We start from the raw sequence: 11263 nt of genomic DNA, 5'->3' as shown, positions 1-11263 counted from the left end.
AGTAATCGACTATGTATTCCGTTTAGCTAAATTTAGCCGAGAACTAGAACGCCAGCACGGGTTATCACCTCGCGCCAACCTTTCTCTGATTGCTGCAGCACGCGCTTGGGCGTTTTTAAATCATCGAGAAACGGTCATCCCAGACGATATTCAGGACGTATTTCCATATATTTGTGATCACCGGATGCCCCATTCCCACAGCCAATCGCAAAAAATTAGTAATAAAATCTTAAATTCGGTAGATATTTTCTAGTTCGTCCTTATATATAGGGCATCGTTTTTAACAGTGCATGAAATTACTCCTCATGCACCAGAACCAATTTGAATTCAGTATTGAGGTACCTCATGAGCGAAGCAAAACATGCAAAATTATTGATCTTAGGATCAGGCCCTGCTGGCTATACAGCCGCCGTTTATGGAGCGCGCGCCAACTTGAACCCAGTTGTAATTACTGGCATCCAAGCGGGCGGCCAATTAACCCAAACGACTGAAGTAGATAACTGGCCTGGTGATGTGGAAGGCTTGCAAGGTCCGGACTTAATGGCACGCATGCAAGCTCACGCCGAGCGTTTTGATACCGAGATTGTGTTTGACCACATCAACAAAGCTGATTTGAGTCAAAAACCATTTCGCCTTAGCGGTGATTCAGGCGAATACACCTGTGATGCATTGATTATTGCGACAGGCGCATCTGCTCAATATCTTGGCCTCGAATCAGAAGAAGCATTTTCTGGCCGTGGTGTCAGTGCATGTGCAACCTGTGATGGTTTCTTCTATCGCAATCAAACGGTATGTGTTGTTGGTGGCGGTAATACAGCTGTAGAAGAGGCTCTCTATCTTTCTAATATCGCGAAAGAAGTAATTTTGATTCACCGTCGTGACACCTTGCGCTCAGAAAAGATATTGCAAGACAAGATTCGCGACAAAGCTGAGAATGGCAATATTCGTTTCGAATGGAACCATACTCTTGATGAAGTTCTTGGTGATGATGCTGGCGTTACCGGCGTTCGTATCAAGTCAACGGAAACAGGCGAAACCAAAGAAATCGATCTAACCGGCGTATTCATCGCGATTGGACACAAACCAAACACAGATCTATTCGACGGTCAGCTTGAAATGGACAATGGCTACCTCACTATTAAGTCTGGCCTTAATGGCGGCGTTACAGCTACGAGCATTCCTGGCGTATTCGCTGCCGGCGATGTGACCGACCAAGTATATCGTCAAGCTATTACGTCTGCTGGCTTCGGCTGTATGGCAGCACTTGATGCTGAAAAGTATCTGGACGATCTCGAGTAAGTTAGGTCCGTTTAAAACTATTAAAAGGCCGAATTGTTTATCTATACTTTAGAATTAAAGAATAATTCGGCCTAAGTTATGAGCTTACTCCCTTGGCTAAACCCTCAGGATAACTTCCCTTCCGTCGACTCAGCTTTAGACGATCCAAATGGATTGCTAGCCGCTGGCGGCGATCTTAGCGAAGAGCGCCTAATACAAGCTTACCGTAACGGTATTTTCCCTTGGTCTAGCGATGACCAACCCCTCCTATGGTGGAGCCCAGATCCACGCTGTGTGATATTTCCTAATCACGTACACATATCCAGATCACTTAAGAAAGCGATTAGAAAAGGCGGCTTCAGCGTAAGCTTTGATCAAAGCTTCAAAGAAGTAATCGATCATTGCGCTCGAGGTGAAGAACATTCTGGAGGCTGGATTACCGAAGAAATGAAATACGCCTACCTAAACCTAGCCGAACGCGGCATCGCTCACTCTATTGAAGTGTGGTGGAATGACCTACTTGTTGGTGGACTCTATGGGTTAAGTTTTGGCCGCACATTTTTTGGTGAGTCTATGTTTTCGTTAAAGAGTAATGCGTCAAAAATTGCTTTTGCTGCATTGTGCACTCAAGCAAGAAACTGGAACTTCCCCTTGATTGATTGCCAAATTGAGAATGAACACCTACTCTCTCTTGGTGCAGAACTCATCCCACGAGATGTATTTATGGAAAAAATACAACACGGAATGAAACACAAGGAAGCGTTATCTTGGCGCTTTGATGAAGATATTCTTGATCAAATACTAGCAAGCTGAGGCACCCAATGAGCCATCTCGAAACTATGGTTTTTTATGCCACACCAGAGCATGACTGTAGCTATCTACCCGGCGCAAAGGCGACCACGATGTTTGCTGACCCCAACGCAAACATCAGTAACAATGTATATAAACAGCTCTCTGAATTAGGGTTTCGTCGAAGCGGTAGTCATTATTACCGTCCCCACTGCTTACAGTGCAATGCATGCATTCCTGTCAGAGTACTCGCAAACGAGTTCAAACCTAGTCGCAGCCAAAAACGCGTTTTAAAAAATGCGCAAGGCATTCAAGCCCAAAGCTTGAGTGCAGATTTTCATGAAGATCATTATTTACTGTACGAAAAGTATATTAATGCACGCCACGTAGATGGAGATATGTATCCGGCTAGCCGAGAGCAGTATCGATCGTTTCTAGTCGACGGACGCGACTGCACTCGCTTTGTAGAATTTACACTAGAAGGCCAACTGCTTGGCATTGCGGTCGTGGACGAATTAGATGATGGGCTATCTGCCATCTATACATTCTTCGATCCAGATGTCGAACATCTAAGCATTGGTACCTATGCCATCTTGTGGCAATTGCTTGAGGCCAAAAAACGTAATCTACCGTATGTATACCTAGGATATTTCATTAAAGAATGCAGAAAAATGTCGTATAAAACGGCTTTTAAACCATTCCAAACACGTATTGATGAACGCTGGCTTACGATTGAAGAACTGCAAGCTATCAGTGAAAAGTATAAGTAAATGTAAAAGCACGAAACTGATTTTGCGAATCGCGCGAGTTTCAGGCAAAATGTCGCTTTTTTAGGCGGGGGTCAACCAAAAGACCTCCACAATAAGCGCCTCAGGCGCTATTAATAGCTCAAATGAGGTTACGCTTTAATGGCGAAAGAAGATGTCATTGAAATGGAAGGTACAATCGTAGATACCTTGCCGAACACAATGTTTCGCGTAGAACTAGAAAATGGTCACGTTGTGACTGCTCACATTTCTGGAAAAATGCGCAAGAACTATATCCGTATTCTTACAGGTGACAAGGTTAAGGTGGAAATGACACCTTATGACCTGACAAAAGGCCGCATCACATACCGTGCACGTTAAAATAAAAAAGGGAGTTTAACTCCCTTTTTTATTACATCGAGATCGGACGCTGCATCTATACTGATGCAGCTTCTTCTTTTTCATATTCAAAAACGACCTGCTCTTTCTTGCTGTCATATTTGACATTCACGTCACCACCTGACGACAGGTGACCAAACAAGATTTCCTCGGCAAGCGGTTTCTTCAACTCTTCCTGAATCAAGCGTGACATTGGGCGAGCACCCATTTTTTCGTCGTAGCCTTTTTCAGCAAGATACACTTTCACTTCATCATCAACATGCAAAACAACGCGTTTTTCATCAAGTTGGGCTTGCAGTTCCGTTAAGAACTTGTCGACGACATAGCAAACAGTATCGCGCGCCAAAGGAGCAAATTGAATAATACTATCCAGACGGTTTCTAAATTCTGGCGTAAACAACTTATTCAGCGCCTCCATACCATCTGTCGTATGATCCTGCTCACTAAAGCCAATTGAACGACGACTAATCTGCTCCGCGCCTGCGTTCGTGGTCATTACTAGTACAACATGACGGAAGTCAGTCTTACGTCCGTTGTTATCAGTCAAAGTGCCGTGATCCATCACTTGAAGTAACAAGTTGAACACTTCAGGGTGCGCTTTTTCGATCTCATCTAACAGAAGGATACAATGTGGGTTTTTATTAACAGCTTCCGTTAACAATCCACCTTGATCGTAACCAACATAACCTGGAGGTGCACCAATCAAACGACTAACCGTGTGACGCTCCATGTACTCAGACATATCGAAACGTACAAGCTCGACGCCCATTACCTTCGACAACTGCTTAGTAACTTCTGTTTTACCAACACCGGTTGGACCAGCAAACAGGAATGCACCATCTGGTTTCTCTGGTGATTTCAAACCCGCTCGTGACAATTTGATTGCCGTTGCAAGAGATTCGATCGCCAAATCCTGTCCAAACACGACCATTTTCAAGTCCCGCTCGATATTCTTAAGCTTATCTTTATCAGAGCTAGAAACGTTGCGAGGAGGAATGCGTGCAATTTTAGCAACAACGTCCTCAATCGCCTGCACATTGATCAGCTTCTTACGCTTGCTTTCATGCACAAGACGCTGACTCGCACCAGCCTCATCAATCACATCAATCGCTTTATCTGGCATGTGACGATCGGTAATATAACGATCCGCCAATTCAGCTGCAGCACGCAGTGCTTTATCGCTATATTTCAGATCATGATGCGCCTCAAATTGAGGTTTCAAACCTTTCAAAATCCGGAAGGTATCGTCAACATTTGGCTCATTCACATCAATTTTCTGGAATCGACGTGCAAGCGCGCTGTCCTTCTCGAAAATGCCACGAAATTCGGTGAATGTCGTCGAACCGATGCAACGCACCTCACCTGAGCTCAACAATGGCTTAAGTAGGTTAGAAGCATCCATGACACCACCGGATGCTGAACCAGCGCCAATAATCGTGTGAATCTCATCGATGAATAAAACCGCGTGCTCGCGTTTCTTAAGCTCTGCTAATAGCGCTTTGAACCGCTTCTCAAAATCACCGCGATATTTAGTTCCAGCTAAAAGAGCACCCAAGTCCAAAGAATAAACTTCAGCATTTGCAATGATCTCAGGAACCTCATTCTCAACAATCTTCTTAGCTAGGCCCTCTGCAATCGCAGTTTTACCGACACCAGCTTCACCCACCAAAAGCGGGTTATTTTTGCGACGTCTAGAAAGAATTTGAACAACACGATCTACTTCGTGATCGCGTCCAATCAAAGGATCGATGCGTCCTTGTAGCGCAACTTCATTCAAATTCTCAGCATAGCTTTCAAGCGGATTGCTTTGGCCAGAACCCTCGGCACTTTCTTCAGCCATTTCTGAATCAGTGTTTTGCTCTTCAGCTTGCCCAGGAACTTTCGAGATACCGTGTGAAATGAAATTCACGACATCGATACGCGCCACATTCTGCTTTTTCAGCACATATACCGCTTGGCTTTCTTGCTCACTAAAAATAGCCACCAGTACGTTTGCACCAGTAACTTCTTTCTTCCCAGAAGATTGAACATGGAAAACAGCGCGCTGTAAGACACGTTGAAAGCCCAAAGTAGGCTGTGTTTCGCGCTCGTCGTCGGCGCTTGGAATTAAAGGCGTTGTTGAATCAACAAACTCTGTCAGCTCTTGACGAAGTATTGCGAGCTCAACACCGCATGAATCTAAAACCTTTAAGGCAGAGTCGTTATCTAGCAAGGCTAGTAGCAAATGCTCAACCGTCATGAACTCATGACGTTTGTCTCGAGCATTCTTAAATGCCTCATTTAGCGTTAGCTCTAAATCTTTACTTAGCATATTTGTACCCCGACCAATCCAGGTTAATCTTGCTTCTGCAGTTCACAAAGTAGCGGATGATCGCACTCAGCTGAGTATTCATTTACTTGCGCCACTTTGGTCTCGGCAATGTCTTTCGAATAAATCCCACACACTGCTTTTCCTTGTGTATGTACGGCCAACATGACTTGCGTAGCCTTCTCTTCGTTCATTGCGAAAAATCGAACCAGCACTTCAACAACAAAGTGCATGGGTGTGAAGTCATCATTTAACATCACCACCTGGTACATCGAGGGGCGTTTCAGTGCCGGTTTATCTGGCGCCAAAAGCAATCCATCATCCTGATTCGGTTGGCTCGGGTCCACATCTGAGCCCTGATTCAATACTAGTAGACTATCTTTCAACTTACTCATTACCCGAAACGTTTTTTTACACAAATGTTAAATGGGTTCACATTCACATATTTCAATACGTTTAAACCGTCAAATCGGCCTATTTCAACATTATTTTACATCGCAAAGTGTCACCTAACAGTTTGCACCATCAATTCCGTTCTCAGGATTAAATTTGTGAAATTCTGAAAACTGATTTGTGTGATGAGTCAATTTTTTCGTTAGAAGAACTTGACACTGTTTAAAAACCAACCAGAATTAACACGCTGTAACAAATAACACGTTACAGCTTACGAATAAAAATAAAACGCAGCAGGATTATCTAGGTGGTTGGAACTAGACCCTGCAAACGACACGGGAGTCACCTCATGTACCAAGGTAAAGTTAAGTGGTTTAACAACGCAAAGGGATATGGATTTATCGTTGAAGACGGCTGCACTGAAGACCTATTCGCACACTTCTCATCAATTCAAATGGATGGGTATAAAACCTTAAAAGCTGGACAGTCGGTGATGTTTGAAAAACAGCCGAGCAACAAAGGCGTGCACGCTGTAAATATACAGTCAGCAGAAGTCGCACAAAATCAAGTAGCGAATCTTGACGACGAAGTAATTTCAGTAGAAGAACAAGCAGCGCCGAGCATCGCGGCTGTTTCCGAAACTTCTTCAAACATTGAAGAAGCTAAAGCCCCTATAATGTAAGGGTTGCTATTAGTGATTCTGGGGCGTTCTCGTGCGCCTCAGAAAGTTACTTTTGTTTGAATAGCTCTGGTAGACTTCGCACGTAATCTGCGAGCGAGTTTATGGCTGACCTACTGTTATTCAACAAACCCTTCAACGTCTTGTCTCAATTCACTGATCGTGAAGGCAGGTCCACACTTGCCCAATTCATCAAAACCAAAGACATGTATCCAGCTGGTCGCCTTGATTACGACTCTGAAGGTTTAATGCTGTTGGTCAATGACGGTCAATTGCAGTCACGCATCGCCGATCCAAAACACAAGCTACCCAAAACTTATTTAGTTCAGGTCGAAGGTATTCCAAATGATAGAGACTTGGAAAAACTTCAAAAAGGCGTCACTCTCAAAGATGGTCCAACGAAACCAGCCAAAGCACGATTGATCGCCCCTCCGGATTTGTGGGAGAGAAACCCTCCAGTACGCGACAGAAAAAACATCCCAACAAGCTGGCTTGAAATCATCATTACAGAGGGTCGAAACCGACAAGTTCGCAGAATGACCGCACATATAGGGTTCCCGACACTTAGACTGATTCGGCATGCCATCGGCCCTTGGAAACTCGATGACTTAAAACCAGGACAGATGCGAACAGAAACAGTTCATTTACCCAAGCAAAGTAACAAACCTCGTAATTATCAAAAGAAAAGAACTGAGTCATGACAAATATTTGGACGCCTCATGCCATCGTTGCTTGCGTGGTAGAGCAAGATGGTAAATATCTAATGGTTGAAGAACTTAGCCACGGGAAACGCGTATTTAACCAACCAGCAGGGCATGTCGACGAGGGAGAATCTATTTTGACTGCCGCTGTTCGAGAAACACTCGAAGAAACCGCATGGCAAGTCGAGCTAGTAGGTCTAATTGGACTTTATGTCTACACAGCGCCTCAAAACGGCATCTGTTATCATCGTTATTGTTTTTTGGCCAAACCTATCAGCAATACGCGTCAAAGTCTTGATACCGACATTCTTGAGGCCCATTGGTTGAGCTTTGAGGAAATTCAAAACGAAAGTGAAAATCTTCGCAGCCCTCTGGTTTTAAAATGCCTTGAAGATGCACGAAATAAGCCGCTTACCCCATTAGATTTCATCTACGAGCATTAACAAACAAACTGCTGTTTTTTTAACCATAAGCGGTTACAATCCGCGCTCTTCAACTACGCTAACTATCGCAGCGTTTTAACGAAAGGTACTTAATGAAATCTCCCAATGAAACTCGCGTCATCGTCGGCATGTCAGGCGGTGTAGACTCTTCTGTATCAGCACTTTTACTTCAGCAACAAGGCTATCAAGTTGAAGGCTTATTCATGAAAAACTGGGATGAAGATGACGGCACTGAGTACTGCACAGCGATTGAAGATCTAAATGACGCACAAGCAGTCTGCGACAAACTTGGGATCAAACTGCATCAAGCAAATTTCGCAGCTGAATACTGGGATCGCGTATTCGAGTATTTCCTAGAGGAATATAAAGCTGGTCGCACACCCAACCCAGACATTTTGTGCAACAAAGAAATTAAGTTCAAAGCATTCTTGGATTATGCATTAACTCTTGGTGCAGACTACATCGCGACAGGGCATTACGTGCGCAAGCAGGATAAAGACAGCGAAGCATGGTTATTGAAAGGCTTAGATGTTAACAAGGACCAAAGCTACTTCTTGTATGCTGTTGGTGGCGACAAGATTGCAAAAACTCTGTTCCCAGTGGGAGAGATCGAAAAACCTGAAGTGCGCAAACTCGCAGAACAGCATGACCTAGTAACGCACGATAAGAAAGATAGCACCGGCATCTGCTTCATTGGGGAGAGAAAATTCTCAGACTTCTTGAAACAGTACTTGCCAGCGCAACCAGGCGATATCATTACCGATACAGGAGACACCATCGGCAAGCATCAAGGTTTGATGTATCACACTATCGGTCAGCGACAAGGCCTCGGTATTGGCGGCTTAAAAAACTATGACGAATCACCTTGGTATGTCGCGCAAAAAAATCTAGACGACAACACTCTGGTCGTTGTTCAAGGAAAGAATAATCCACTGCTCTTTGCAAATCAGTTGATCTGCAAAAATCTAGATTGGATTAATGGTGAACCAAACATGCCTTTCTCTTGTACAGCTAAAGTACGCTATCGACAAGCAGACCAGTCTTGTCATGTCGAAAAGCTAGATAACGGAGATCTTAGCGTGCGGTTTGACACCCCCCAACGAGCCATTACCCCAGGCCAATCGGTTGTTTTCTATATTGAAGATCGTTGCCTCGGCGGTGGGATCATTGCATCTACTAGTAGCGAGCCTAACGATGAGCTTAACTAACGATCAGAATAAGGCACTGGCACTATCTGGCTTATTCGAATGCTGCGTATTGGTAGATAGCATTGCGCGCAATGGCTCTTGTGATCACGATGCACAAAACGTGTTGATTGAATCGCTTTTCAACACGAACCCCAATGATGCACAAGATATCTATTCTGACTTGCATGCTCTTAAAAAAGGGCAACAAGCTTTACTAGGCTGCTTAGGAGAATCAGGGGTCGATGCAAACCCACAAGTACTCCGTTACGCACTAGCGCTTTTACATCTGCAACAAAAGCTAAGCAAACAAAGCGATATGCTTTCCTTGATAGGAAATAAACTCGAGCTAGCGTCTAATCAAGTATCTCACTTTGGCATTGATCACGAGAACGTCATCGCGAATTTGGCTTCTACTTACCAAGAAAGCATTAGCACATTTAATATGCGTATTCAGGTATCTGGCCATGCCCGTCATCTGCAAGTGGAACACAACGCCGCAAAGATTCGCGCATTACTTCTTGCAGGTATTAGATCCGCAACATTATGGCGACAACTCGGCGGTCATCGTTGGCAATTTCTGTTTGGTAAAGGAAAGATCCGCAAGGCAGCCAAGTCGCTAAATTCCATCCTGATATAAACCTCTTACTTCTAAGTTTCGTCACCTAATTGTTTGTAGTAAACTCGCGGCCTTTCTAAAGCAGGTACGACAAGTAGAGTAGTCTTATGGAACTAAGCGCACTAACCGCAATCTCACCCATCGATGGTCGCTACGGAAGCAAAACTTCCAGCTTACGCGCAGCATTCAGCGAATACGGCCTTATTTACGCACGTGTTACCGTTGAAATTCGCTGGCTACAAGCGCTTGCTCAGCACTCCGACATCATTGAATTACCTGCTTTCTCAGATGAAGAAAACAATTTCTTAAACGCTATCGTTGATGAATTCAGCGAAGACGACGCCTTGCGCGTGAAAGCGATTGAGCGCACCACAAACCACGACGTGAAAGCAGTTGAATACCTTATTAAAGAAAAATTCGAAGCTGTTGCTGATTCGCTACCAAATTTAGCGAAGAGCCTAGAATTTGTGCATTTCGCATGTACCTCTGAAGACATCAACAATTTGTCGCATGCATTGATGCTTAAACAAGGTCTAGAAAGCAGTGTACTTCCAGAGATGCAAGCTGTTGTGACTAAGCTCAGCGAGCTAGCGCAAGATCTTGCAGAACAGCCGATGCTATCTCGCACGCATGGCCAAACCGCATCGCCGACTACAATGGGGAAGGAATTAGCCAATGTTGTTGCACGACTTAATCGTCAGCTAACTCAAATCAAAGAAGTAAAATTCCTTGGCAAGATTAACGGTGCCGTTGGTAACTACAACGCGCACTACTCTGCCTACCCGAACACTGATTGGCCAGCTCACGCGAAAAGCTTTGTTGAATCACTCGGCATTACGTTCAACCCTTACACCACGCAAATTGAACCGCACGACTACATCTCTGAATTGTTCGATGCTGTTGCGCGCTTCAACACAATCCTGATTGATTTAGATCGTGACATCTGGAGCTACATCTCACTTGGTTACTTCAAGCAAAAAACGGTAGCGGGCGAAGTAGGCTCTTCAACGATGCCGCATAAAGTAAATCCTATCGATTTCGAAAACTCAGAGGGTAACCTTGGCCTAGCGAACGCGGTATTAACGCACCTAGCTCAAAAACTTCCGATCTCTCGCTGGCAACGCGACCTAACCGACTCAACGGTATTGCGTAATCTAGGTGTAGGCTTAGCGCATGGTTTAATTGCTTACCAATCAACACTTAAAGGCCTTAACAAGCTTGAGATCAATCCAAACAAACTCGCGCAAGATCTCGACAATGCGTGGGAAGTGATGGCCGAACCGATCCAAACCGTGATGCGCCGTTACAGCATCGAACAAGCCTACGAGAAATTGAAAGAGCTAACGCGTGGTCAGTCTATCAACAAAGAGACGATTACAGAGTTCGTTAACAAACTAGAGATCCCTGAAGAAGCAAAACAGATTCTTTTAGATCTTACTCCGGGCAGTTACATCGGTAACGCTGTCGATCAGGCAAAAGCCATTGACGCCTAACGAACCATTAGACGTGCTTGGCGGTATTTCCGCCGAGCACTTTCTGCGCGAATACTGGCAAAAAAAACCTCTACTCATTCGTCAAGCCCTCCCTGAATTTGAATCTCCTATTACGCCTGATGAAATGGCCGGCCTCAGCTTAGAGGAAGACATTGAGTCTCGAATCATTATCGAGCAAGAAGGCACTCAGCACTGGAAACTCGAAACAGGCCCCTTTAGTGAAGAGCGATT

At 44.5% G+C, this 11263-nt stretch carries 12 protein-coding genes and 2 pseudogenes; 12 read left to right on the top strand and 2 right to left on the bottom strand.

Features of this window, described 5'->3' with window-relative positions:
• The 5 genes and pseudogenes from A3739_RS30490 to infA all read left to right on the top strand — a co-directional run.
• A pseudogene (locus tag A3739_RS30490) lies at window positions 1–253 on the top strand (AAA family ATPase); the annotation flags it as partial.
• Window positions 254–345: 92 nt separating this feature from the next.
• Window positions 346–1299: a thioredoxin-disulfide reductase gene (gene trxB / locus A3739_RS26710; RefSeq protein ID WP_068476479.1), complete on the top strand. Its 954-nt coding sequence runs from the start codon at window positions 346–348 to the stop codon at window positions 1297–1299.
• 78 nt (window positions 1300–1377) lie between these two features.
• Complete coding sequence (gene aat, locus A3739_RS26705) at window positions 1378–2091, top strand: leucyl/phenylalanyl-tRNA--protein transferase (RefSeq protein WP_068476481.1); 714 nt, start codon at window positions 1378–1380, stop codon at window positions 2089–2091.
• 8 nt (window positions 2092–2099) lie between these two features.
• Window positions 2100–2837 (top strand): arginyltransferase, encoded by a 738-nt coding sequence (locus tag A3739_RS26700; protein ID WP_068476483.1) that lies wholly within the window; start codon window positions 2100–2102, stop codon window positions 2835–2837.
• Window positions 2838–2975: 138 nt separating this feature from the next.
• The gene (infA, locus tag A3739_RS26695) at window positions 2976–3194 is read left to right on the top strand and encodes a translation initiation factor IF-1 (RefSeq protein WP_068476485.1); all 219 of its coding nucleotides are present in this window, start codon (window positions 2976–2978) and stop codon (window positions 3192–3194) included.
• A gap of 55 nt (window positions 3195–3249) precedes the next feature.
• On the opposite strand, the gene clpA is transcribed toward infA, so the two are convergent.
• Both clpA and clpS read right to left on the bottom strand, forming a co-directional pair.
• Window positions 3250–5523, bottom strand: a complete 2274-nt coding sequence (clpA, locus tag A3739_RS26690; protein ID WP_068503390.1) for an ATP-dependent Clp protease ATP-binding subunit ClpA — start codon at window positions 5521–5523, stop codon at window positions 3250–3252.
• Between the two features lie 23 nt (window positions 5524–5546).
• On the bottom strand, window positions 5547–5915 hold the full coding sequence (gene clpS / locus A3739_RS26685; protein ID WP_068476489.1) for an ATP-dependent Clp protease adapter ClpS: 369 nt from the start codon (window positions 5913–5915) through the stop codon (window positions 5547–5549).
• 347 nt (window positions 5916–6262) lie between these two features.
• On the opposite strand from clpS, the gene A3739_RS31280 reads away from it, so the two are divergent.
• From A3739_RS31280 to A3739_RS26650, 7 genes and pseudogenes are all read left to right on the top strand, one after another.
• A complete protein-coding gene (locus tag A3739_RS31280) occupies window positions 6263–6595 on the top strand; it encodes a cold shock domain-containing protein (protein ID WP_068476491.1) in 333 nt (110 codons plus the stop codon).
• A gap of 101 nt (window positions 6596–6696) precedes the next feature.
• Window positions 6697–7293 carry a pseudouridine synthase gene (locus A3739_RS26675; protein WP_068476493.1) on the top strand — a complete coding sequence of 199 codons (597 nt, stop codon included), beginning with the start codon at window positions 6697–6699 and terminating at the stop codon, window positions 7291–7293.
• On the top strand, window positions 7290–7736 hold the full coding sequence (locus tag A3739_RS26670; RefSeq protein WP_068476495.1) for an NUDIX hydrolase: 447 nt from the start codon (window positions 7290–7292) through the stop codon (window positions 7734–7736). Before A3739_RS26675 ends, A3739_RS26670 begins: the two co-directional genes overlap by 4 nt.
• 92 nt (window positions 7737–7828) lie before the next feature.
• Window positions 7829–8944, top strand: a complete 1116-nt coding sequence (gene mnmA, locus A3739_RS26665) for a tRNA 2-thiouridine(34) synthase MnmA (RefSeq protein ID WP_068476497.1) — start codon at window positions 7829–7831, stop codon at window positions 8942–8944.
• Window positions 8931–9560, top strand: a complete 630-nt coding sequence (hflD, locus tag A3739_RS26660) for a high frequency lysogenization protein HflD (RefSeq protein WP_068476499.1) — start codon at window positions 8931–8933, stop codon at window positions 9558–9560. Before mnmA ends, hflD begins: the two co-directional genes overlap by 14 nt.
• An 86-nt stretch (window positions 9561–9646) precedes the next feature.
• Complete coding sequence (gene purB / locus A3739_RS26655) at window positions 9647–11032, top strand: adenylosuccinate lyase (protein WP_068476501.1); 1386 nt, start codon at window positions 9647–9649, stop codon at window positions 11030–11032.
• Window positions 11022–11263 (top strand): annotated as a pseudogene (locus A3739_RS26650) (cupin domain-containing protein); the annotation flags it as partial. The gene purB and the pseudogene A3739_RS26650, both read left to right, overlap by 11 nt.

This window comes from Oleiphilus sp. HI0067 (assembly GCF_001635735.1).
The sequence above is the reverse complement of the archived record's forward strand: the minus strand, read 5'-3'. Positions and strand labels throughout refer to the sequence as shown.

Excerpts from the sequence above, each read along its gene's own strand:
- purB (WP_068476501.1), top strand. The coding sequence starts at position 9,647 with ATGGAACTAAGCGCACTAACCGCAATCTCACCCATCGATGGTCGCTAC.
- aat (WP_068476481.1), top strand. The coding sequence starts at position 1,378 with ATGAGCTTACTCCCTTGGCTAAACCCTCAGGATAACTTCCCTTCCGTC.
- A3739_RS31280 (WP_068476491.1), top strand. The coding sequence starts at position 6,263 with ATGTACCAAGGTAAAGTTAAGTGGTTTAACAACGCAAAGGGATATGGA.
- clpS (WP_068476489.1), bottom strand. The coding sequence starts at position 5,915 with ATGAGTAAGTTGAAAGATAGTCTACTAGTATTGAATCAGGGCTCAGAT.
- mnmA (WP_068476497.1), top strand. The coding sequence starts at position 7,829 with ATGAAATCTCCCAATGAAACTCGCGTCATCGTCGGCATGTCAGGCGGT.
- infA (WP_068476485.1), top strand. The coding sequence starts at position 2,976 with ATGGCGAAAGAAGATGTCATTGAAATGGAAGGTACAATCGTAGATACC.
- clpA (WP_068503390.1), bottom strand. The coding sequence starts at position 5,523 with ATGCTAAGTAAAGATTTAGAGCTAACGCTAAATGAGGCATTTAAGAAT.
- A3739_RS26675 (WP_068476493.1), top strand. The coding sequence starts at position 6,697 with ATGGCTGACCTACTGTTATTCAACAAACCCTTCAACGTCTTGTCTCAA.
- trxB (WP_068476479.1), top strand. The coding sequence starts at position 346 with ATGAGCGAAGCAAAACATGCAAAATTATTGATCTTAGGATCAGGCCCT.
- hflD (WP_068476499.1), top strand. The coding sequence starts at position 8,931 with ATGAGCTTAACTAACGATCAGAATAAGGCACTGGCACTATCTGGCTTA.
- A3739_RS26670 (WP_068476495.1), top strand. The coding sequence starts at position 7,290 with ATGACAAATATTTGGACGCCTCATGCCATCGTTGCTTGCGTGGTAGAG.
- A3739_RS26700 (WP_068476483.1), top strand. The coding sequence starts at position 2,100 with ATGAGCCATCTCGAAACTATGGTTTTTTATGCCACACCAGAGCATGAC.